This is a genomic window from Alkaliphilus oremlandii OhILAs, from assembly GCF_000018325.1.
Classification (GTDB): Bacteria; Bacillota; Clostridia; order Peptostreptococcales; family Natronincolaceae; genus Alkaliphilus_B; species Alkaliphilus_B oremlandii.
This window is the reverse complement of sequence record NC_009922.1, coordinates 403988-425874: the sequence shown is the minus strand read 5'-3', so window position 1 is coordinate 425874 and position 21887 is coordinate 403988. Positions and strand designations below refer to the sequence as shown.

Genomic DNA, 21887 nt, shown 5'->3' with positions numbered 1-21887 from the left:
AGGGCCTACAATTCTGATCACTCCCTTTCGTCGGTAGGGATCAGAATTGTGCTGCCGCTGAATCACTTTAATTCTAGATGATAAATTTGAGGACAAATAAGATTGCTAGAATCAACATAACAGGAGAAATCTTCTTCCACTTTCCTGTTAGAGCGTTGATCAAAACGTAAGAAACCATACCGAATACAATCCCTTCGGCGATACTGTATGCAAAAGGCATCATGATAATCGTTAGAAATGCAGGGATTGCTTCTGTAACATCATCCAGTTCTATTTTCTTAATCGGTGACATCATAAACAGACCGACGATTACTAGAGCCGGTGCCGTTGCTGCACCTGGTATCATGATAAATAATGGTGAGAATAATAGAGCAAGGACGAACATTCCTGCTGTTGTTAAAGCAGTTAATCCTGTTCTTCCACCTTCTGAAACCCCAGCAGCACTTTCTACGAAAGTCGTTACTGTACTGGTTCCGAGACAGGCCCCTATGGTTGTTCCTACAGCGTCAGATAATAAGGCTTGCTTTACATTTGGAACTCTTCCTTCCTTATCCAACATATCTGCCTTGGAGGATACGCCAACCAAAGTTCCTACTGTATCGAAGATATCCACAAACAGGAAGGAGAATAAAACGATTAGCATATCAAGGCTAAAAATCTGTGAAAAATCGAATTTAAAGAATATGGGCGATAGACTTGGTGGCATACTGATAAATTTTAATTGCTCTGGCAATGTGGTAACGCCCATGGGGATCCCGATAATGGTCGTAATAACGATCCCCAGCAACAGCGCACCCTTGATTCCCTTTGCTAATAAAAATCCTGTAACAATGATACCGATTAAAGCTAGGATTGGCGCCGGCGCAGTAATTTCTCCTAAACCAATGATGGTCCCGCCTCCAGACACGACGACCCCAGCATTGGCAAGACCAATAAAAGCGATAAATAGTCCGATACCAACGGAAACCGAATGCTTTAGGTTCATCGGAATACTATTGATGATTGCTTCCCTAACATTAAAGAAGGACATTCCAATAAATATTATCCCTTCAAACAATACTGCAGTTAAAGCAAATTCCCAGGAATACCCCATCCCTATTACTACGGTGTAAGCAAAGAAAGCATTCAGTCCCATACCAGGAGCTAATGCAAATGGAAGATTTGCTAAAAATGCCATCATAAAGGTTGCAATGGCTGCTGACAGGGCTGTTGCAGTAAATACCGCACCAAAATCCATTCCAGCATCGGATAGAATCAATGGGTTTACAATTAAAATATAGGCCATGGTCATAAAGGTTGTAATACCGGCAATAACCTCTGTTTTAACATTGGTTTTATGCACACTTAACTTAAATTGCCTTTCTAGAAAACTGGCTTCCTTACTCGTATTCACACTCATTAATTAAACCTCCCTTTTAGGAATCATTATATTAATTTGTGTCTGTGGAGATCTCCACGCGCCTCGCTGTCAGAATGACTGATTTTTCTCCTTTCCTGTTATTTCCTACCCTACCGATCTATAGCACTGGCGGCAGAATTTCAAAATTATTCACATCGATCAATCCTTTGTCCGTAATCTTCCATTTTGGGCTAGTGGATAGAGCCAAGAAAGATAAATGCATGAAAGGCGCATGGACTCTGCAGCCTAATTGTTCTCGAACTACACTTTCTAGCTTCGCAATTTTACGACTCACTTCAGGTCCTGTCAGTTCATCTGTTATGAGTCCGCCAACTGGAAGTCTCAGCTCTTCGATTACCTTTCCGCCCTTGGTTACAGCAATGCCACCCTTCATTTTAATCACATGATTCACCGCTTCTGCAATATCCTTTAGGTTGGTTCCCATGGCGATGATATTATGGGTATCATGGGCAACACTTTCTGCAAAGGCACCATCCTTCAGCCCAAATCCCTTTACAAAGGCTTTACCGATATTGCCATTTCGTCCGTAGCGCTCCAAACAGACGATCTGGAGTACATCCTGAGCCGTATCTGACAATACCGTACCATTCTGAACCTTTACTTTCACTTCTAGGCTACCGGATAAGTTTTGATCTGGAATCAGCTCAATACATCGAACCTCAGCTTCTCTTCCCTCTGCATATATTTTTAAGTCCTCTTCCTCCACCGGCAATCTTTTTACAGAAGATTTTACTTCTTCTGGATAGGTATATTTCGGTAGATCGATCAATAATTCCCCTTTCGATGCCACCAGCTTTCCTTCTAAGAAAACCGCTTCCACTGCCATGTTCTCAAGGTCTTGAATGATGGCAATATCCGCCAGCTTTCCTGGTGCCAATACGCCAACATCTTCTAGTCCGAAATAAGTGGCAGGATTAATGGTAACCATCTGTATGGCCTCTATAGGATTCACACCCTCTGCAATGGTACGCTTTACGATTTCATTCATATGACCTAACTTCTCCAGATCCTCTGCCACCATATCGTCTGTTGCTAAGATACAACGTCTGGAATCCAGCCCATCTTCTGTAACCGCCCGAATACACTCCGCCATATTTCTTTGGGTGGACCCTTCTCGCATGAATACATACACACCCTGTCGAAGCTTCTCTACACATTCTGCTTTCGTGGTGGTTTCATGGCAGGAGCATTTGCCGCCAGTGGCGATGATATGGGCAGCCAATTCTGAACCAAAAAGCTCTGGCGCATTGCCATCCACCACTTTACCCATACTTTTGGCATATATGGTGGATGCAATTAAATCTGTAATGATCTCCGGTGTATGGTTGTATACATGCTTTGCATTGCTAAAGCCCTGTAACTCTCCAATGCCTATAACATTTGGATAGTTTAATATTTCCTCCATATCCTTTGAGGTCACATCGTATCCTGCCGTTTCCAAGCTAGGGCAATCCGGTGTTAATGCAGGCACAACCAAATATACATGGTTCGGAACTGTAGAAGCCTCCATGGCCATGGCTTTCATACCGATGGGACCTAGTGCATTGCCTATTTCATGAGGATCTGCTACCAAAGTGGTGGTGCCGGACGGTATGGACAGTCTAGAAAACTCTGTAATGGTCAGCATACTGCTTTCAAAGTGCATATGGGAGTCGATGAATCCTGGTGATATAAATCTACCCGTCACATCAACAACGATGGTTTCAGGACCGATGAGATTCCTACTGTCCCCTACCAGCAAAATATATTTTCCTTTGATGGCAACATCGGTGCTATAGACCTCTCTCGTTAAAACATTGATTACATTTCCACCTGCTAGGACAATATCCGCAAACTCTTTATTGGACATCAGTACATCCACCAGCTGCCGATATTCCATAGCCTGTTTGATCATTGATGCATTCAAGAATCATCGCCCTCCTTGCCTATGTATACATCCATATTGTCTATAATTCCTACAATGGAAGCATCGATGGGAGACTGTAATTTATCTGCTGCATACCGTGCGGCTGTACCCATGGTATAAATCACAAGCTCGCCAATACCAGCACCTACGGTATCCACCGTAATTAACGCTTCCCCTATAGGCTCTCTCTCTACGTTCACTGGCTGTGTAATCATTAGCTTACAGCCGATTAATCGTTCATCTTTTCTTGTTGCTACTACGGTTCCAATTACTCTGCCTATATGCATGTTGCCATCCCCCTCTGATTGGAATTTAGTCTTAAGCTTTATTGATTCGAATGCCTCGTTTCTGTGCCAAATCTCTAGCCAAAGGGGTGATGATGCCTCTGCCCTTGAGCACAATCTCTTGAACTTCCTCGGGCATCTGAGCCACATCTCTTTCTGTCACTACAGACTCCGTACTGATGGAGACATTCTTTTGGATGGATTTATCGTATCCGTCGTTATCCCTGGATTTTACATCACTGGCATAAGTGCTGCGGACTAAATTTGTTAAAACCTTGGGCAATCTGGATAAAACACTCATATCGTCTAATTCTACACCGCCCAGCCTTCGAATTTCATCGAATTCTGCTTCCGTTCCTTCTAGAACTACAACGAATACCTTTTTACTGGTGCTCTTTTTTGCTCTTAAGCCCAACTCCTCCATGATTCCTCTCGCTTTATTGTAGGAGCTCATAATCTTCCCCCTCCCTTAAGGAGTTCCTCTCATTATTCTCCCTTTAATAGTACTCTTTCAACTTCTGAATGCGGTCTTGGAATTACATGTACCGAGTGAAGCTCTCCAACGGCTCTCGCTGCTTCAGCACCGGCATCGGTGGCTGCCTTTACAGCACCTACATCGCCTCTTACCATCACAGTGACTAAGCCGAAGCCTATTTTTTCATATCCCACTAAAGTAACATTGGCTGCCTTTACCATGGCATCTGCTGCCTCGACTGCCCCTACCAAACCCTTCGTTTCTACCATTCCTAATGCTTGACTCATGAATTATTCCTCCTCTTTCTTCGTTTTTTTATCCTTGTTTTTCTTATTTTCTTCCATACCTTCTAAAGATTTTTGATCCTTGGATTTTAAATTTTTTTCAAAGGCTTTAATCAGTAAATCCACCTCTTCGTGAGGTCGGGGAATCACATGGTAGGATAGAACTTGACCAATTTTATTCGCCGCCGCCACCCCTGCATCCACACTGGCTTTTACCGCGGCTACATCTCCAGCGATCTGTATGGTGACACTGACTGCTTTACCAGCGCCAATCACCTTTTCATAGCCCACCAGCTTTATATCTGCCGCCTTACTAGCCGCATCTAGGGCCGTAATGGCAGTAGTCAATCCAATTGCTTCGATTAATCCTAAGGCTGCCTTCACAGGTCCACCTCCTTAATTAGTTTTACATTGTTTTTTAGCCAATTCCTCTAAAGAAATTTTAGAAGGCGCGTTCTTCTTTCTTTCAGAATCCTTTTCCTGATACGTAGCAAGCTCCCCTAAGCTTACCTTCTGACCGGTACAGCTTTTCATCGCACTGCTTTCCTCTTTGTTCTTTATAATATTTACTAGTAAAGCCTCTTCCGCTTTGCTGATGTTTCCCGAAATTTCATTCATAGTTGACATAGAATCGCTTATGCCGTTTTCTTTTCTGTATTGCCGCGCCATATTGTCCATCACTTTTTTAATCAACAAATTCGTCAATATCAATCACCACCCCTATGCTCATTATAGAATTTTACTGACTTCATCATGGGGCCGAGGTATTACATTTGTGGAAATAATCTCGCCGATCCCTTTCACTGCCTCTGTTCCATTTGAAACGGCTGCCTGTACTGCTGCCACCTCTCCTGAAACGATTACAGAAATTATGCCAGAGCCTACATAGTTTAAATCTACAATTTTAACATCTGCAGACTTCACCATGGTGTCCGCTGCCTCAATGGCTGCGACTAAGCTTCTAGTTTCTATCATTCCTAAGGCCTGCTTCATCATTCACTACCACCTTTGCCGAAATTTTCATCCTTTAGGGAACTATGGTCTATCCGTTCAATTCAGGAAAATACTTATGAATATCAATCTCTTCATATTCTGGGATGATGGCCCTTGTGAAGCCCTTTCCAGCCTCTCCCAGTGGTTTTGTAGCATCGATGCCCACCTTATCCGTTACGCCCCTTTGAATATGAGATGGCTCCAATCCAGATCCCAACGCCCCTTCAACGACTACCATATCCTTGGAAGCTTGGAATCTCGTTGCAATTGCCCACTCTATCTCATCGTGACGATATATATCTACATCTTCGTCCACGACCACCACGTGCTTCACATCCTTGCTGCTTGCCAAAGCACCTATAATGGCTGTCTTCCCGTCGCCTTCAAACCTTTTATGAATGGAAATAAAGGTATGAAACCGACATCCGCCGGATACTGTAACATTGACATCCTTTACATCGACTAAGTTCTTTAAGATACTGTACAGCTCGATCTCTCTAATGAGGCCATTTGCTAAATGTTCCTCTCTACAAGGAAACGAGGTCTGGAAAATAGGATGATGGCGATGCATCACCGTTTTCACCTGAACGATGGGGTGCATTGCTCGCTCTCCGTAATATCCCATCAATTCTCCAAAAGGGCCTTCCGCTACCCGTTTATGAGGTGGCATAATCCCCTCTAGCACAATCTCTGCATAGGCCGGTACCTCTAAATCGATGCTTTGACACTTTACCAACGCTAGAGCCTCCCCTCTAAGGGCTGAATCTACCTCATATTTATCTACGCCATAGGTAGCTGCACTTATTTGAGAAGCTAAAAGCAGATGGTAATCGTACCCTAATATAATGGCTACCTCCAAAGGCTTATTCTGTGCTTCCATAAAGGCAAATTGCTCTTTTGCCAATGGGGATGCTACCAAGATACTCATTTCATTGCCCCCATTTATCTGGAGCCTGCGAACCGAGATATGACGCTGTCCTGTTTCTGGGTCCTTTAAAGCTACAATGCCTGCGGTTATATAGCTGGAAGAATCACCACCGTGAAAGGTTGGAACTGGAAACATTTTAGTCAAGTCAATATTTCTAGAAATGATATTTTCCATTACAGGACCCTTTGAGAGCAGTTTTGTCGGCTTTGGATTGGCGATGGCATTCATCATTTTAAATATACGATCTTTCCTCGTCGCCCCCAGCATTTCATAGTATAAATCACGATTGCCAAACATTGCACCAATCACTGGCATACTGTGATTCTTTATCTTGTTAAATAATATAGGCTGTTCATTATTGAAATGTTTTAGAACTGCACCCAGCTCAAATTTAGGATCCACTTCTCTGTTGCACTTAAGCAGCTGTCCTCTATCCTCTAACTTTTTTAAAGCACCCCTTAACATCTGTTCCTCCATTTTCGCCGTCCCTCCTTCTTCTAATCTCCCCATGGTTTAAAGAGATTGTGCTGGATATCCATCTGGTCTAAAATCCTTCCTACCATGATGCTGACAATATCACCAATGGTTTCTGGTTGATGGTAAAAGCCCGGAGCAGCGGGCATTACAGTGACACCGATCTTTGCAAGCTTCAGCATATTCTCTAAGTGAATCACACTTAAAGGCGTTTCCCTAGGAACCACCACCAGCTTTCTTCGCTCTTTAATCACCACATCTGCCGCTCTCGTCAGTAGGTTATCCGATAAACCATTAGCCACTGCACCTAAGGTACGCATGGAGCAAGGAACGATGATCATGCCATCTGTTTTAAATGAGCCGGAAGCAATGGGTGCTGCAAGATTTTTATTTTCATGAAAATATGTCGCCATCTGCTTTAGTTCCTCTAAGGATATACCACACTCATGATTGGCAACGTACTCTCCCATGGTGGAAACCACTAAATGGGTTTCTATCTCCAATTCCTTTAAGACCTTTAAAAGTCCTACCCCGTAAATGGCACAGCTTCCACCCGATAAACCTACAATGATTTTCAACGAGCATCACCACTTTCTAGCAACTGTATATGACTGGGTAAATCTGCATTTACCATAGAATATCCTCAGATTTACCCTAGATCTCTTCATTTGCAGACTTTACTCTACCTTATTTTCTCGATCGCCGCCACCTAGCCAAGGGTCTTCTCCACGCTCCCAAGCTGCCACATATTCGTCAATGGTCATGACCTTGGTGAAAATGCTCAAATCATTTAATCCATATTCATGCATTTCTTCTGTTTTAGATGCACATCCATCGCTTAAAGTAATCACCTTATAGGCATTTGCAAGGGCATCTGTGGCTGTACTTCTTACACAAACGTTGGTCCATACACCAGTTACAACTACGGTATCGATATTTTCTTCCCTTAGATAAAGATCTAAATCCGTATGAGCAAATCCACTATGTCTTCTCTTTTTAACAATGTATTCGCCCTCTTCTGGATAAAGTTCCTGGATGAAATCAGAGCCCCAAGTACCATCTACAGCATGAACTGGTCTTACTCTAAAGTCCGCATCATTTTTACGGTGTGCTTCCTGAATATGAACCAGATGTACATCATCGTTTTCTCTTCCACGAACCCATTTAAATAGTTTTTGTAGATCTGGAATGATGGTTTCTCCACCTGGACACCGAAGCGGTGCCTTTTCTCCCACAAAATCATTCAACATATCGATTACTAAAATAGCATGTCTCGGCATAAAATTTCCTCCTTAATATTTGATTACACGATCTAATTTCTGTATATTTTGTCTCTTTACGAATTGTCCAAAGCCTTCTTTTCCTACAATCCCTTCCTTATCATCGTAAACGAGCGTACCCCGTACCACTGTTTTAACTGGCTTGCCTTTTAGCTGAATGCCATGAAGTGGATTGTATTTTGCCATGGAATAGGTTTTCTTTTGGTCGATGGTCCATTCTTTATTTAAATCGATAATGGTGAAGTCTGCATCGGAGCCGATATGCATTGCACCCTTTTTTGGATACAGTCCGTATTGCTTTGCAGCGCTGGTGCTTAGTACCTCAACCAATCTGCTCAGCGTCAATCTACCTTTGTTGTAGCCCTCGCTAACAAGGATTGGTACCATGGTTTCTACCCCAGGAATACCCGGGAATGCCGTCCAGATATTAACGCCTTCTGCCTCTTTTTCTGTTTCGATCTCATACGGTGCGTGATCTGTGGCGATAAAGTCTACACTGCCGTTTTGCAATCCTTCCCATAACTCTTCATTATCTCTTTTCGTTCTCAGTGGTGGCGCTATCTTTGCATACTGCTTATGCTCCGTCATGGCATCTTGATAATTCAAGGTTAAATAGTGAGGACATGTTTCAGAAGTCACATCCAACCCCTTTTTCTTTGCTTCCCCAACCAATTTTGCACCAATTCCTGTACTCATATGAACGATATGAAGTCTTGCACCGGTTTCCTCAGCAAAGCTGATTCCAAGTTGAATCGCAGCCTTTTCAGCCAATTCCAGTCTCGCTTCCGCCCAAGCTGGCCCATCCAGCCTTCCTTCTTTTTGGAATTTCTTCACATAATAATCACACATGGCGTAGTTCTCCGCATGAATTCCTACAGGAAGACCAGTTTTTGCAACTGCTCTAAAAGCCTCTAGCATCTCTGGGTCTGTAACTCTTTCATAAGTGGGCACGGAAGGCGTCATATAGACCTTAAATGCACACACGCCGTAATCTGCTTGGGCCTTTACGTGCTCTAAATTATCATTTCTTACATCTTCTCCAGTAACGCCGCCCCAGAAAGCAAAGTCGATGATGGCCTTGTCCTTGATTGCATTTAATTTAGACTCTAGCTCTGGAATACTTCGAACGGAAGGCTTGGAACAACATGGCATATCCATGATTGTGGTAATACCGCCAGCCGCTGCGGAGGATGTTCCTGTTAAAAAGTTTTCTCTATGGGTAAAACCTGGATCCATGAAGTGGGTATGAGAATCAAAGCAGCCTGGAATGGTTAAATTTCCTTCTGCATCGATTTCCCTACCGTACTCTATGCCTTCTAAATCTTGAAGAAATCCTGCAATTTTTTCGTCCTTCACCAAAATATTTGTAAGCATTGTGTCATCACCTTGAGGTATTCTAGCATTTTTAATAATTACATCGTATTTCATTGTACAGCCCCCTTTTATTTTTTCTATTGGATTAAATGATTTTCCAGTATTTGATCTTTTCTGAAGTTTTCTAAACCCAGATAATATTCCAGCGAGTTCAGCAGGTAATCCAGCTTCACAGGGCCAACTAATTCAGAGCCAGTAACAGCCACCCCGTATCGAGCGGCCTCATTTTTCACAAAATTAAATGCTCTATATAAAGGCGTATTTGCACAGTCAAACATATTCATGGAAACTACGACACCAGTTCTCTCTGGAAACTTAATCCCCACTGCTCTTACTGTAGAAAAGCCACCACTAGGTCCTCTGACCCCCTTGGCAATCTGCTTTGCAATCTCAAGGTCCTCCGTCGCTAAGAAAACATTGTATGCTGTTAATCCTTCGTAGTCTGCACTAACAATGGTAGCCCCTGCCGTTGGATGCAATGCCGCAGGTCCAATATCTGGTTTTCTTTCGTCTAAATGAGCCACTTCCTTCAATCCTTCGTACTGACCTTTTCTAATAAAGGATAGTGCTTTTCTTTCTTCACATCGTGCATTGAGACCGGAAAAATATACCGGTACATGGTATCGCTCATAGACCTCTTTCCCGATGGCTTCCGCCATTTCTTTACATTCTTCTATGGTTATGTTTTTAAAAGGAAATAATGGAATGGTATCCTGTGCCCCGATTCTAGGATGGGTTCCCTTCTGCTCCTCCATATTGATCAGCTCATAGCTTTTTCCTGCCATGTTCAGTAGCGCTTCCTTCAGAGGCTCTGGTTCTCCGATTACAGTCACCACTGTTCTGTTAAAATCGTGCTCTGGCTCATAGCTTACAAGTTTTACACCTTCCACATTTTGAAGTTCTTTAACGATTGCTTCGATTACCTCCATTCTTCTTCCATCACTGAAATTTGGTACTGCCAAAACATATTTTTTCTCATCCGACATTTGAATGCCCCCTTTGGTTCCATTTTGAGTTCTATCTCGTGGCTTATATTTATAGGAAAGTCCTCATAGAGAGAACCTTTCATATACCATATGAATATTCTAAAAAAGCTTAATTATAATAGTTATTTATCAGCAAGAACTTTAAATTAATTCTAAATTTTCTAACTTCAATCATTTTATTTCAAGAATTTTTTTCATTCTCCTTCGGATAAACTCTACAAATAGTTTGATAAATTAGAAAATTAAATCACTCAATTTTTGTATATATTCTACGATTCTATTTTTAATTAACTACAAATATAATTTATGTAACACCCTTGTACGAGATCACGGAATTAGAAAGGAGAAATAACCATGGCGTTGCGTTTAATCGATTTATCACAGGAAATTTTTCAAGGAATGTCAGTTTTTCCAATGCATCAACCGACATTTATCATGACGAATATGACCCACGAAGAGAACATGGTAGCAACGGGCAGTAAAAAGCTGGGCTTTTCTGCTAGAAATCTGCTCATCAGCGAGCACGGCGGAACCCATTGTGATGCCGTATGGGAGTACAAGCCTTCCGGCGCAACCATAGATAAAATGCCCTTAAACTATTTCTGGGGTAGTGCAATCTGTATCGATGTATCCCATATTCCTCCGACAAGAAGAATAGAGCCCAAGGACCTAGAGGCAGCAGTAGCAAAATCTAAGCAAGAGCTTCAACGGGGAGATATTATCCTTCTTTATACGGGTCACTATGAGCGGAGCTTTGGAACGGACAGATGGCAAACCACCTACACAGGACTGAGCTACGATGGCGCAAAATGGCTGGCAGAGAAAGGTGTTGTCAATATTGGCGTCGACGCCCCTGCAATTGATCATCCAGAGGACTTAGATTTTTCAGGACATTTGATCTGCGGAGAATATGATATTACTAATACAGAAAATCTATGCAATTTAGATCAGTTGGTCAATCAAAGATTTTTATATTTTGGACTGCCGCTTAAAATTCGTGACGGATCAGGGTCCCCTATAAGAGCTGTAGCACTACTAGAGGAATAAATCCTCATATATCTAATGAATTATGTTTCTCTATTTTTTAAAATACTTTATTCTCAAAATATTAAACAGCATTAAAAAACACAGAAATACAAAATGTTTCTGTGTTTTTTTTAATAAGTAAATTTTTTTGCTTAGATATTACAAAACCTTATTATAAAATGTCTTTCTTCATTCTAGATACTGTTGTATAATTCTTTGTGTCAGATAGATAAATTTTTAACAGAAAGTGCAGGTGATGCGGAATGATTCATGAAAGAAAAGAAATAGTTTATTTAAAACTTATTTGTTTTTTTAAGACATCTGTTTTTTCACTACTTATATTTTTAGCTCTTAAAACTAGATTTTCTTCAAGTAATTTGATGCTGGCTACTTTTGTTTTATTGTTTTTAGTACTGGCCTTAACACAAGTATTCAGTTTATTCTTTATATATAAAGGAAATCGCCAAGAAGAGAAACCTTTCCTAGAGTTAGAGTGATTTATAAACATAAAAAGATACCTTTACAGCGTGTTTTGCTTTAAAGGTATCTTTTATTTATTGTCAATTAATTATTTTATGTCTCGGACAGTTCTCTCCATTCGTAAACCATTGGCAAGGATTACATTCCAAACAGCTGATAATGCCATTGCCCTCCTGCAAATGCTTGACGAAATTGTAATCTGCAAGCTGGGCTCTCCCTATGGCAACGAAATCCACCAGATCACCATCCACTAGATATTGAATATGTTCAGCAGTTTTAATTGAATTTACTGCAACTACAGGAATATTCACCGCTTCCTTTATCTTAGTGGCACCGTATACAATCCAATTACAAGGAAAATCTTCTGGCAGTTCTGTCTCTATTGGCGTATTATCAAAACCTGTAGAAATATGAAGATAATCCATGCCCAATGCTTCAAATTTCTTCGCCATCTCTATACTGGTCTGTAGATCGTTTTCATTGCTACCCATTCGAATACCAATGACAAAGTCATCCTGTACCTTTTCTTTGATGCCTTTAAAAATCTCTGTAGCCATTCTCATTCCATTTTCAAGACTGCCACCGTATTCATCGGTTCTTTGGTTCACCTTACTGGAAAAGAACTGTGTCAACAGATAGGAATGAGCCCCATGAAGCTCGATTCCGTCGAATCCAGCTTTTTCAGCTCTGATGGCAGCATCGATAAAATCCTTCTCTATGCCATGGATTTCTTCCTTGGTCAGCGCTCTCGCTGAAACCTTTCCATTATCGTAGTTCCATGATGTGACGGTGTCTTCTTTAATCTTCTTTGAAGCTCTTAATCCTGCATGGTGCAGCTGTATAAACACCTTAGCATCATGCTGATGACATGCCTCTGTAATCTTCCGGAGCCCAGGGATGAAATCGTCGGACCAGATTCCCAGTTGATCTTCCGATAGTCTGCCATCCTTGCTGACACAGGTTGCTTCTACAATGATTAATCCTGCACCACCTTTGGCAATAGACGCGTAATGATCAATATTTTTTTCCGAAACGAAATTATCCTCTCCCGCAAATGTGAAAGCAACCATAGGCGGCAATACCATTCGATTCTTTATCTCTAGGTCTTTAATTTTATAAGGGGTAAAAGCTTTATGCATCGCAATCTCTTCCTTTCTATATCCTCTATTCTAAATTATATAGCAGTTGTACGAACCCGGCTAGGTCATATTCCTCATCTAAAAATAACAAGACCTTTTGACTTTGATCCTTGATTTCACTTTGAATGATTTTTTTAAAATCTAAGTTTCTTTTTTCATTTGCAATGGGCCCATTTTTTATTTCTACATCTTGAGCCCTTTCTAAAAATTGTTCTACAGATTGGCAGGTTGGTGCTTCAAGCTTTTCCTTCAATAGAATTCGATCTCCTGAAATATAAAAAAGCTTATAGCCATGATGGATTTTCTCGCCCAGTAGCAATTTTCTGTTTTCTGCTTCCTTGGACCAATGGATATTGTGGTATAGATAATTCATATGATGTATCATATCCCGATACATTGTTGCCATTTCAAATCTTAGCTCCAATGCGAACCCATTCATTTGAGTTTGTAATTCTGTTATGAATCCTTCCATACAGTCTTTATTAGAGAATATTTCGATCAAAGAATTTCGATTGATTTCAAAGCCCTCTTTTTCTATGGATTCAGGAAATATTTTATAGATAAATTCATAGCCATGATCATTTTTGCATAAGGGATATATGTTTTGAAAAAATTGGACAGTATCAAATAATACATTTTTATTTCGAAAAGGCCCTAGACAATAATGTCCCTCCTTTTCATATACGGCAGACAAAGGCTTGAATCGGTTATACGCCTCTATTTTGAGATACATATATCTTTGATCGTTTTTAAATTGTTGATTGTATATGGGCTGAAGTTTTTTAATTAAGGCACATTCCAATATTTGAGCTTCTAAATGAGTATCCGTTACGATGTAATGGATATCCTCTATATGAAACACCATTCGATTGATTTTTTCCGATTCATGCTCTCCATAAAAGTAGGACCTTACTCTGGATCTCAGACTTTTACTTTTGCCAACGTAAATGATATTCCCCTCTATATCCTTCATCTGATAAATCCCTGGCTTTAGTGGCATATGATCTATTTTTTCTTTTAGGTTTTGATGTACATTCTTCAAGGTTCATTGCGCTCCGTTCCGATCTAAATCATAAAGTCTTTAAAAATCCTTTCAACACTACCTGCAAAATCATCTGCTGCTCCCCAATCGAAGTTAAAAAAGAATCCCTCAGAGCTACCAGTGGATATAGAACGAATACTGGTAGTCCCATGAACATTGTCCATAATCACGATTAAAGCCGCCCGGTTATTTGCTCTAAAATAATACTTTTCATAGATCAATGTGGCTACATAGCGCCCATCTCCCAGATCCAGTAGCTCCTCATGTACTAAGTCTGCACTCTGTCTATCTTTAACGATCTCCATGGCTTCAACTGGACTGACACTTACATTAAAAATATATTTGCTCATATTTCTTCCTCCTTCTTTGTTATCTTAGGATTTACAATTCAAAATGATCTTCTATAGTAATTATGAAACGTTTATCTTATATAGATACCCTTCGATCCTTAAGATATTCTAGGAATTGATTGTAATCCCAGTCATACATAGACAGTAAAAACTCGTAGGGGTTTTCCACAATATTTAAATAAACTCCAAAGGCTGGTTCCGTTTTATACCCTTCTCTTTTTAAACCTCTAATTTCCTCCTTTGCTGTATTTCCAAGAATCTCTAATATTCGATTTTCCACCACCATATGTCGATAGGCATTTTGATCCATACTTTTTGTTGGCTGACCAAATATCTCCAAGGTCAATCCATCTGCTACAAAACTGCATAGGACCGTAATTTTTCCATCTATCCACAGGGTTTCCAGAGAAAAGTTCAATAAATCCCCAAACTCGCTGTTCAACCTATGGATAAACTCTTCCGGATGGTGTACTTCGCAAATAATATCTAAATCACTACTGTCGATGTCAATATCAATGGGTATGGTTCCAGCCAGTATGGGTCCATGCTTTTTAAGAATCTCCATAACCTTCAACTTTTTTATTACATCATAAGCCATTTTCTGCTTTGGATTCCCTTGCAATAAATATTCAATATCTATAAATTTATGCGCCATCTTTTATCTCCCTTAAATAAACGCTCGAAATTTTTTATATAAACTTCTTCATCCCATTCTCCTACTCCCTCTTATCTCTTAAATATTCCGCCATGATAGCATATGTATGTGTTTGCATCGTAATCTAGTATTTTTGACATAGACTTATGGGCTTGCTCTATATCCATCGTAAACTTAGGATTTGCAATCACTAGTTCATTATTCTCCAATACGGCAGCATCACCAGTTATTATAGTTTTCTCTTCCTTCAAATATATAGAGAGATGTCCCGGTGTATGTCCCGGTGTACTGATAACCACACAGCCACCACACCAATCCATAGCTTCCCCATCCTTTACGACCTGGTCTACTTTTACAGGCTCCACAGCCCTTAAAACTTTGCAGAAGGCTTCTCCAAATGGCTTTTCTTCATGGCTTAAAGTATGTTGAAGTGCTTCTGCTTGCTCTAACCGTAATGATTTCTTTTTTCCCTCGATATATGGAGCTTCAATTTCACTTGCAACGACTCGGATCTGAGGATATTTCTTTTTGAAATCTGCAAGGGCACCCATGTGATCGTGGTCATGGTGCGTAATGATGATCTTAGTCAGTTGATTGCAGTCCAGATTCTCTGCCGCCATGGCTTCTTCTATCATGGGCATAAATCCTGTATATCCACAATCCACTAAAATCATTTCCTTATCATCTTGTAAAATTACAGGATGAATCGTATCTTCTATATGAGCAAATTTAAATTCAATGTTTAAAACAATAATATTCATTCCATTCCCCCCAATCCAAAAATTTAAAATAAAGGTATGCTCTTAAAATTCTGTTTCTATTGAATAAATCCTTCTCCCTTCTTCAAATAATTCAATAACGCCGATGGATAGCTTCTACAACTCTGTAGAATTTCGTCTACTATTGTCTATTTTTGTGTTGACAATAATAGCCCTTTGAGAGATAATCTGGTTAAGAATAGATTGTTAAAAAAAAAACTTATTAAAATAAAATAGTTCGTATTGAGTACCTATATCAATGGATCCTATCCTCATTGATTTATCAGCTCCCATATTTATCTACAACTATTTTGAAATAATCAGTAATGGAGTCCCTTTATGTTCAATCAGCTTAGCTTTAACAATCAATATGGAGGTGCTATATACAATGGAAAAAAATCAAAGGAATAAAAGCATCGCTAGAGAAATTACGCTCTATATCAGTGCATTTGCAGCTTTTATTTGCATCATCATCGGAGGAACTTCAATTTTTATGAGCCGTTCCTCAATGATTAAACAAGCAGAATCATCCCTTACTACAATCAACGAATTAGGTGCAGAAAAGGTTAAGATTGTCATAGACGATCGCCTTTTAATTCTTCAGGAACTAGCCCATAGCGCTCGTACACAAACCATGGACTTTTCAGTACAACAGGAATCGCTCAAAGGAGATGTTGAGCGGTTGGGATATCTAGATATGGCAATTGTCAATCTTAAAGGAGAAGCTCATTACATCCTAGACAATCATACGGCGAATTTGTCTGATCGTGAATACGTAAAGAGAGCCTTAGATGGCGAGGCCAATGTTTCCGATGTGCTGATCAGTAAAGTGACGAATTCTGCAGTGTTAATGTATGCCGTTCCAATTGAGGTTGACAACAAGGTAGTCGGTGCCCTCATTGCAAGAAGAGATGGTAATGCATTATTCGATGTCATCGATCAAATCGTATATGGAGAAACCGGTTATACATATATCCTGAATACCCATGGCATTGTTGTAGCCCATCCAAATAGAGATTATGTCATGAACCAATTCACACCAATAGAAGATGCCAAAACAGATCCAACCTTAGAGGATTTGGCAAGAGCTGTTGGTGAAATCCTGGCAAATCCTTACGGCCTTAGCCGCTATAACTTTAATGATAAAGAGATGTATAATGCCTATACAGCAATCGAAGGCACCCATTGGATCTTAGTTAGCACAGCGCCTCAAAATGAGGTTTTATCCAGCGTGAATGCTTTGATTAAGACTTTATCATTGATATTAGCAGTTATACTAGTTGTCTCAATTTTAATTTCATTAGTTTTAGGGCGAACTTTGACAAAACCAATTCTTAGTCTTACAAAGCTTGTAAATCGACAAGCTGATTTAGACTTTAGTCCCATTGATCAAGGTACCATTCAAGCTGTTGTAAAAAGAAAAGATGAAATTGCGCAAATGGCTGTTGCATTGCAAAGCATGGCTCAAAATGTTAGGGGTTTGATCGTAAATGTAGCTGAAACCTCGGAACAGGTTTCAGCCACTTCCGAGGAGCTTACAGCCACATCGCAGCAAACGGCAACAGCATCTCAAGAAGTTGCACAAACAATCATCGATATCGCAGAAGGTGCAACGGAGCAAGCCAGCAACACGCTGGAAGCCGCAGCAGCTTTAGAGAGCTTAAGTTTAGAAATTGAAAAAAATCGAGCTCGAACTGGTTCTCTCTCGCAAGCCTTCAGCAAAATCAATGAACATGTGAGCGCTGGACTTAAGGCTATCCAGCTGCTCAACGCAAAAACTAGAGAAAATAGTACGGCTTCTGATATTGTATTTAACAGCATATTAAAAACCAATGACAGCTCATTAAAAATTAGTGAAGCTAGCAATTTGATTCTCAGCATTGCAGAACAGACAAACCTACTCGCTTTAAACGCTTCCATCGAAGCAGCAAGAGCAGGGGAACACGGAAGAGGCTTCGCTGTTGTGGCAGATGAAATTCGTAAGCTGGCTGAGCAATCTAGAAGTTCTACGGAAATCATCAATCAAATTGTAACCAATCTATTGGGTGATGCTGAAATGGCTGTTGCAAAGATGAAAGAAGCCAGCGCTATTGTTGAAGAACAAGCTCAAAGCGTAGATTTAACGGGGAATGTCTTTAACTTAATTACCCATGCGATTAAAGACTCCGAACGATTGGTTGGAGAGATTGATGATTCCAGCAAAAAAATGAAACAGAGCAATGACCGTGTATCCAATAATATTAGCATGCTTTCAGCAGTGGCACAGCAAAATGCAGCTTCTACTGAGGAAGCATCGGCTGCAATCGAAGAACAAACCGCATCGGCAGAAGAAATAGCAAGTGCAAGCGAAGATTTATCAGAAATGGCACAATCTTTACAAGAACTCATTCACAAATTTAACATATAGGTTGTAAAAAAATTCATCCTTCCAAAGCTCTGGAAAGGATGAATTTTTTAGTTATATGAAAAGTAAGGCAACACCGACTACAGAAACTACGGCCCCTAAAATTTCTTTTGTTTTTACCTTTTCCTTAAACACAAGGATGGACAAAGGGATGATTAAAACAGGCACAATGGATGTTATGGTAGATGATATGCCAGCGGAGGTATACTTAATAGAAATCAGTGACAAAGATACACCAACGAACGGACCAAATACAGAACCTACAGTAATATGCACCATGGCTTGCTTCTCTTTTAATGCAGCTTTAAGGTCCTCCCATTTATTTAAGATGATGAATAGAACCGTAAAGCTTATGAACCCTGCAATAATTCGTATCTGCGTTGCAGCAAAAGGACTATAGTCTCCCATGCCGATTTTGCTGAATATCAACCCTACGGATTGTCCAAGAGCTCCTAAAAAAGCATAGGTTAAACCCTTTACAGAATATTTCACCTCTATATTTTTATCCTCTGGATTCTTGCTTAATATGACCATCGCAATACCGACCATAGTGATGGACATTCCAAGTACACCGATCATGTCAATTCTTTCTTTCATTATAAAGAATCCAAGAATCGCTGTAATTGGAGGACTTGCTGCCATTATGAGCATGGATATTCTGGAACCTACCTCTAAATAGGACTGGAATAAGAATAAATCGCCAATAAAAAATCCAATGAGTCCTGATATGGTCAACCATATCCAGTTACTTGCCGTAGCATCTATTGGAAAGAACATTCCCCTAGTAAAATAGGAGTATACACTAATAAAAATAAAACCAATGACCAATCGAATATAGTTTACAGAGAGGGAGCCTACCTTTTTTCCTGCGATCTCAAAGGATGTTGCAGAAATGGTCCAACAGCAGGCTGTGGCTAGGGCAGCTATTTCTCCGATTCGTGACATATTCATTCCAGAATTCCCTCTTTCCTTAAAAATTAGTACCTCTACATTATAATATAAAGTTTTGATACTGGAAAGAAATAAAAATACTGCAAATTTATTTCTAAATATGCGGTATTGGGTAAAATCTTTATATTCAGTTTTAGGATTATATTCCTTTCAGCAAACTATTTTTCTTAATTTTTTACTTGTTCTAATATTGTCGTTTTTTTAAAAAATCCATATTTACTATAAAAGTCAAATACTTCCTCGTTACCTTCAGCAACCCCAATAATTTTAGTTTTTACATTTTTACGATCTAACCACTCTAAAGCCAATTCCATTAATTGATGTCCTATCCCAAACTTCCTATAGTCTGGTTCAATATATAACGAATCAATCTCCCCTACAAAATCTATTGTGACCGTGCTAATACAGTATCCAATGAATACTTGCCGTTCTACATCTTTAACTAGATCGATTCTCAATTCTTTATTCGTATCAGTCATAAATTTTTTCTTTCTAGTATCAAAGTCCAGATTTCTATACCGGTCTGAAAAATACATAGAATTTATTTGATGATGTTCATTTAGCAAATTCCATAGAGGTCTTACAAATTCTAGTAATTCACTGCCGCCAGTAATATAGTCGATTGTACGCACTATAAATTCACCATCCTTCATATTTAGAGAACTTATTTACCCATAATTTAACTCTTTCATTTATTTTATAACATAATTACCTGCCCATCAATGGTGATGGATTTAATTTTTGAAATATCCAGTGGTGTATCCGATACAAATTTTAACCTGAATTCATGATCTTCCGCATAACTCCTTGACCCATGAAAAGTTTGAACGCTTCCGTCCATCATCGTGATACTTGGACTGATTTCCTGCAGATCATCAACTTCTCCATTTCCTTCAAAAGTGATCCCTATTGGCGACACAGAAACCTTATGGATCTTCCATGTATCCGATTGAAGACTACAATTTACTCGTTTCTCTTCGGCAGATTCCAGTTTAAATGTGGTCTTCCAACTGCCTTCCGTGTACTTATTATCGGAGACAAAATTTCCTTCAAGCCTTACTTCATCCGCATGGATACTGCTCATATCAAAAATATATTCCACATATTCGCTTCCATAGACTGTGTTTCCCAATTCATCTGCCCCAAATGTAACAGATGCATTATAATAAATCTTATTACCGAGTGCATCTACAAAATATAAATATCCATGATCATCCACACCATCCCCGCTCCACTTTATCTGAATGTGAAGGTATTCATCAATATATCCTATATTTGAAATGTACATAAAATCCATATTCGGCAGTTGAATTTTCATTTCATCCGTTTTTAATACATCAATTATCCCTTTTTCCTTCAACTCTCCATATAAATCTAAATCTGGTCCACCACCACCTGGAATATTGTTCATATTGAGCGGAACTCTTTGAAAAGCATTTGTTTGCTGTATTTCTAAGAGATTAATTCCCATGTCAACCTCATCAAAGGTTGTCTTATCACTTAAAAAGGAACGAATGAGAAAGCTCACTTTCTTACCACTTAATTTCTTTCCGCCATTGGCCTCCATCCGTAATGTTGCAGTCTTTGTTATCTCATCGTAGTGAACCAGTTGAATATTGAACATTCTTGCCCCACTAAAGGAATAATCATAAATATCTAGCGTCTCATCAACCCGATCCCCTACTAGATCCTGCATCGTAAAATAAACGACTGCCATTTCATCGTCATGAAACGCTCCTACCACTTCTACTTTAATCCCATCTTCTTCACTGATCACACCTATGGGCTGTAGTAGTAATGCAATCTCTGGGCTGACCATAGAGATCAGACGGTTGAAGCTATCCATGGTAGCAGCAGCCACGCTGACAGATAGAATTAGGAACAAAGACAGTGATACGATCATAAACTTCGATTGATTTAAATACTTACGAGAATCTCTAGTCTTGATTTTCTTTTCTACTTCAAAATTCATATTGTATGTCGGTGTTTCTATTGTATCCAGTGCAGTTTTTATCATGATTTCATCGCAATCATATTTCATTTGGTCTCCTCCAGTCCTCTATAATAAGAATTCATTTCCTTCAAATTCTTAGATAGCTTCTTTTTCGCTCGTTCATATCGCTTCCGTAATGTGGCAGAAGGTATTTGATAAATACGCTCTAGCTCCTCGTAGGTTTTCTCATCAATAACCCTGCTGAATACTAAGGCTCTTTCTTCTGGTCTTAAGGATAACAGCGCTCGCTTTAGATCCTCACCGATAAAATTCGATGCTTCTTTCTTTTCTCTATGGGGCATAAAAAACAGTAGCTTTTTCTTCCTTAAGGAGTCAATACAAGTATTATATGCGATACGATACAGCCAGGCGGACAATGAAGTCCCTACTTGAAAGCTTTTTCTTCTGTCATATGCTTTGATAAAAGTTGTCTGAACCACGTCCTGTGCCTCAAAATAATCACACAGGATATTATGACAGTATCTTAGAAGAGGTTGACCATAGATCTCTATCACTTGACTTAGCTCATATTCCCCACCTGTGGAAAATGTAAAGTCTAAATCATTCTCCTCCATTCAATCTCTCCTTTCCTTCCCTTTAAAATTTCTTTTCACTTCTATAACGAAACCTCCGACTATTTTGTGACACAACATTTAATTTTTTAGATTGATCCTCTATCCTTTCA

25 protein-coding genes are annotated in these 21887 nt (G+C 39.7%); 3 read left to right on the top strand and 22 right to left on the bottom strand.

The annotated features are described in order from the left end of the window. Positions 1 to 73 precede the first annotated feature (73 nt). From CLOS_RS01950 to ftcD, 13 genes are all read right to left on the bottom strand, one after another. Complete coding sequence (locus tag CLOS_RS01950; RefSeq protein ID WP_012158250.1) at positions 74 to 1399, bottom strand: NCS2 family permease; 1326 nt, start codon at positions 1397 to 1399, stop codon at positions 74 to 76. A gap of 118 nt (positions 1400 to 1517) precedes the next feature. After that, on the bottom strand, positions 1518 to 3326 hold the full coding sequence (ade, locus tag CLOS_RS01945) for an adenine deaminase (protein ID WP_012158249.1): 1809 nt from the start codon (positions 3324 to 3326) through the stop codon (positions 1518 to 1520). Then, positions 3323 to 3613, bottom strand: coding sequence for a EutN/CcmL family microcompartment protein (locus CLOS_RS01940; protein ID WP_012158248.1), 291 nt, complete (start codon positions 3611 to 3613; stop codon positions 3323 to 3325). The genes ade and CLOS_RS01940 overlap by 4 nt, the downstream gene beginning before the upstream one ends. 31 nt (positions 3614 to 3644) lie before the next feature. Continuing rightward, positions 3645 to 4064, bottom strand: coding sequence for a hypothetical protein (locus tag CLOS_RS01935; protein ID WP_012158247.1), 420 nt, complete (start codon positions 4062 to 4064; stop codon positions 3645 to 3647). Positions 4065 to 4096: 32 nt separating this feature from the next. Further along, positions 4097 to 4372, bottom strand: coding sequence for a BMC domain-containing protein (locus tag CLOS_RS01930; RefSeq protein ID WP_012158246.1), 276 nt, complete (start codon positions 4370 to 4372; stop codon positions 4097 to 4099). A gap of 3 nt (positions 4373 to 4375) precedes the next feature. After that, on the bottom strand, positions 4376 to 4753 hold the full coding sequence (locus tag CLOS_RS01925; RefSeq protein WP_012158245.1) for a BMC domain-containing protein: 378 nt from the start codon (positions 4751 to 4753) through the stop codon (positions 4376 to 4378). Positions 4754 to 4765: 12 nt separating this feature from the next. Beyond that, on the bottom strand, positions 4766 to 5074 hold the full coding sequence (locus CLOS_RS01920) for a hypothetical protein (RefSeq protein WP_041718906.1): 309 nt from the start codon (positions 5072 to 5074) through the stop codon (positions 4766 to 4768). Positions 5075 to 5098: 24 nt separating this feature from the next. Beyond that, a complete protein-coding gene (locus CLOS_RS01915; protein WP_012158243.1) occupies positions 5099 to 5365 on the bottom strand; it encodes a BMC domain-containing protein in 267 nt (88 codons plus the stop codon). Positions 5366 to 5411: 46 nt separating this feature from the next. After that, positions 5412 to 6767, bottom strand: a complete 1356-nt coding sequence (locus CLOS_RS01910) for a UbiD family decarboxylase (RefSeq protein ID WP_012158242.1) — start codon at positions 6765 to 6767, stop codon at positions 5412 to 5414. Positions 6768 to 6787: 20 nt separating this feature from the next. Continuing rightward, positions 6788 to 7342, bottom strand: a complete 555-nt coding sequence (locus CLOS_RS01905) for a UbiX family flavin prenyltransferase (RefSeq protein WP_012158241.1) — start codon at positions 7340 to 7342, stop codon at positions 6788 to 6790. A gap of 99 nt (positions 7343 to 7441) precedes the next feature. Further along, positions 7442 to 8044, bottom strand: coding sequence for a cysteine hydrolase family protein (locus CLOS_RS01900; protein WP_012158240.1), 603 nt, complete (start codon positions 8042 to 8044; stop codon positions 7442 to 7444). 12 nt (positions 8045 to 8056) lie between these two features. Further along, the gene (gene allB, locus CLOS_RS01895) at positions 8057 to 9472 is read right to left on the bottom strand and encodes an allantoinase AllB (RefSeq protein WP_012158239.1); all 1416 of its coding nucleotides are present in this window, start codon (positions 9470 to 9472) and stop codon (positions 8057 to 8059) included. A 23-nt stretch (positions 9473 to 9495) separates the two neighbouring features. Further along, on the bottom strand, positions 9496 to 10404 hold the full coding sequence (ftcD, locus tag CLOS_RS01890) for a glutamate formimidoyltransferase (protein ID WP_012158238.1): 909 nt from the start codon (positions 10402 to 10404) through the stop codon (positions 9496 to 9498). Between the two features lie 354 nt (positions 10405 to 10758). On the opposite strand from ftcD, the gene CLOS_RS01885 reads away from it, so the two are divergent. Together CLOS_RS01885 and CLOS_RS01880 are read left to right on the top strand one after the other, a co-directional pair. Then, on the top strand, positions 10759 to 11451 hold the full coding sequence (locus CLOS_RS01885) for a cyclase family protein (protein WP_012158237.1): 693 nt from the start codon (positions 10759 to 10761) through the stop codon (positions 11449 to 11451). A 242-nt stretch (positions 11452 to 11693) separates the two neighbouring features. After that, positions 11694 to 11927 carry a hypothetical protein gene (locus CLOS_RS01880; protein WP_041718904.1) on the top strand — a complete coding sequence of 78 codons (234 nt, stop codon included), beginning with the start codon at positions 11694 to 11696 and terminating at the stop codon, positions 11925 to 11927. Positions 11928 to 11990: 63 nt separating this feature from the next. On the opposite strand, the gene CLOS_RS01875 is transcribed toward CLOS_RS01880, so the two are convergent. The 5 genes from CLOS_RS01875 to CLOS_RS01855 form a co-directional block, all read right to left on the bottom strand. Continuing rightward, the gene (locus CLOS_RS01875) at positions 11991 to 13049 is read right to left on the bottom strand and encodes an NADH:flavin oxidoreductase (protein WP_012158236.1); all 1059 of its coding nucleotides are present in this window, start codon (positions 13047 to 13049) and stop codon (positions 11991 to 11993) included. 25 nt (positions 13050 to 13074) lie between these two features. Continuing rightward, the gene (locus CLOS_RS01870) at positions 13075 to 14091 is read right to left on the bottom strand and encodes a GIY-YIG nuclease family protein (RefSeq protein ID WP_012158235.1); all 1017 of its coding nucleotides are present in this window, start codon (positions 14089 to 14091) and stop codon (positions 13075 to 13077) included. Between the two features lie 23 nt (positions 14092 to 14114). Further along, positions 14115 to 14441 carry a DUF6054 family protein gene (locus CLOS_RS01865; protein WP_012158234.1) on the bottom strand — a complete coding sequence of 109 codons (327 nt, stop codon included), beginning with the start codon at positions 14439 to 14441 and terminating at the stop codon, positions 14115 to 14117. A 76-nt stretch (positions 14442 to 14517) separates the two neighbouring features. Continuing rightward, complete coding sequence (locus CLOS_RS01860; RefSeq protein WP_012158233.1) at positions 14518 to 15096, bottom strand: DUF4269 domain-containing protein; 579 nt, start codon at positions 15094 to 15096, stop codon at positions 14518 to 14520. 71 nt (positions 15097 to 15167) lie between these two features. Continuing rightward, positions 15168 to 15857 (bottom strand): MBL fold metallo-hydrolase, encoded by a 690-nt coding sequence (locus CLOS_RS01855; protein WP_012158232.1) that lies wholly within the window; start codon positions 15855 to 15857, stop codon positions 15168 to 15170. Positions 15858 to 16242: 385 nt separating this feature from the next. Between CLOS_RS01855 and CLOS_RS01850 the strand changes: the two genes are divergently transcribed. Continuing rightward, positions 16243 to 18261 carry a methyl-accepting chemotaxis protein gene (locus CLOS_RS01850; protein WP_012158231.1) on the top strand — a complete coding sequence of 673 codons (2019 nt, stop codon included), beginning with the start codon at positions 16243 to 16245 and terminating at the stop codon, positions 18259 to 18261. Between the two features lie 51 nt (positions 18262 to 18312). Here CLOS_RS01850 and CLOS_RS01845 read toward each other — a convergent pair whose 3' ends face one another. The 4 genes from CLOS_RS01845 to CLOS_RS01830 form a co-directional block, all read right to left on the bottom strand. Further along, positions 18313 to 19209, bottom strand: a complete 897-nt coding sequence (locus tag CLOS_RS01845; RefSeq protein ID WP_012158230.1) for a DMT family transporter — start codon at positions 19207 to 19209, stop codon at positions 18313 to 18315. A gap of 167 nt (positions 19210 to 19376) precedes the next feature. Further along, the gene (locus CLOS_RS01840) at positions 19377 to 19841 is read right to left on the bottom strand and encodes a GNAT family N-acetyltransferase (RefSeq protein ID WP_012158229.1); all 465 of its coding nucleotides are present in this window, start codon (positions 19839 to 19841) and stop codon (positions 19377 to 19379) included. 65 nt (positions 19842 to 19906) lie between these two features. After that, complete coding sequence (locus CLOS_RS01835) at positions 19907 to 21250, bottom strand: hypothetical protein (protein WP_012158228.1); 1344 nt, start codon at positions 21248 to 21250, stop codon at positions 19907 to 19909. Next, positions 21247 to 21777, bottom strand: coding sequence for an RNA polymerase sigma factor (locus tag CLOS_RS01830; protein ID WP_012158227.1), 531 nt, complete (start codon positions 21775 to 21777; stop codon positions 21247 to 21249). Before CLOS_RS01830 ends, CLOS_RS01835 begins: the two co-directional genes overlap by 4 nt. Positions 21778 to 21887 lie beyond the last annotated feature (110 nt).

Excerpts from the sequence above, each read along its gene's own strand:
- CLOS_RS01950 (WP_012158250.1), bottom strand. The coding sequence starts at position 1,399 with ATGAGTGTGAATACGAGTAAGGAAGCCAGTTTTCTAGAAAGGCAATTT.
- CLOS_RS01940 (WP_012158248.1), bottom strand. The coding sequence starts at position 3,613 with ATGCATATAGGCAGAGTAATTGGAACCGTAGTAGCAACAAGAAAAGAT.
- CLOS_RS01935 (WP_012158247.1), bottom strand. The coding sequence starts at position 4,064 with ATGAGCTCCTACAATAAAGCGAGAGGAATCATGGAGGAGTTGGGCTTA.
- CLOS_RS01930 (WP_012158246.1), bottom strand. The coding sequence starts at position 4,372 with ATGAGTCAAGCATTAGGAATGGTAGAAACGAAGGGTTTGGTAGGGGCA.
- CLOS_RS01915 (WP_012158243.1), bottom strand. The coding sequence starts at position 5,365 with ATGATGAAGCAGGCCTTAGGAATGATAGAAACTAGAAGCTTAGTCGCA.
- CLOS_RS01910 (WP_012158242.1), bottom strand. The coding sequence starts at position 6,767 with ATGGAGGAACAGATGTTAAGGGGTGCTTTAAAAAAGTTAGAGGATAGA.
- CLOS_RS01900 (WP_012158240.1), bottom strand. The coding sequence starts at position 8,044 with ATGCCGAGACATGCTATTTTAGTAATCGATATGTTGAATGATTTTGTG.
- allB (WP_012158239.1), bottom strand. The coding sequence starts at position 9,472 with ATGAAATACGATGTAATTATTAAAAATGCTAGAATACCTCAAGGTGAT.
- ftcD (WP_012158238.1), bottom strand. The coding sequence starts at position 10,404 with ATGTCGGATGAGAAAAAATATGTTTTGGCAGTACCAAATTTCAGTGAT.
- CLOS_RS01885 (WP_012158237.1), top strand. The coding sequence starts at position 10,759 with ATGGCGTTGCGTTTAATCGATTTATCACAGGAAATTTTTCAAGGAATG.
- CLOS_RS01880 (WP_041718904.1), top strand. The coding sequence starts at position 11,694 with ATGATTCATGAAAGAAAAGAAATAGTTTATTTAAAACTTATTTGTTTT.
- CLOS_RS01875 (WP_012158236.1), bottom strand. The coding sequence starts at position 13,049 with ATGCATAAAGCTTTTACCCCTTATAAAATTAAAGACCTAGAGATAAAG.
- CLOS_RS01865 (WP_012158234.1), bottom strand. The coding sequence starts at position 14,441 with ATGAGCAAATATATTTTTAATGTAAGTGTCAGTCCAGTTGAAGCCATG.
- CLOS_RS01860 (WP_012158233.1), bottom strand. The coding sequence starts at position 15,096 with ATGGCGCATAAATTTATAGATATTGAATATTTATTGCAAGGGAATCCA.
- CLOS_RS01855 (WP_012158232.1), bottom strand. The coding sequence starts at position 15,857 with ATGAATATTATTGTTTTAAACATTGAATTTAAATTTGCTCATATAGAA.
- CLOS_RS01850 (WP_012158231.1), top strand. The coding sequence starts at position 16,243 with ATGGAAAAAAATCAAAGGAATAAAAGCATCGCTAGAGAAATTACGCTC.
- CLOS_RS01845 (WP_012158230.1), bottom strand. The coding sequence starts at position 19,209 with ATGAATATGTCACGAATCGGAGAAATAGCTGCCCTAGCCACAGCCTGC.
- CLOS_RS01835 (WP_012158228.1), bottom strand. The coding sequence starts at position 21,250 with ATGAAATATGATTGCGATGAAATCATGATAAAAACTGCACTGGATACA.
- CLOS_RS01830 (WP_012158227.1), bottom strand. The coding sequence starts at position 21,777 with ATGGAGGAGAATGATTTAGACTTTACATTTTCCACAGGTGGGGAATAT.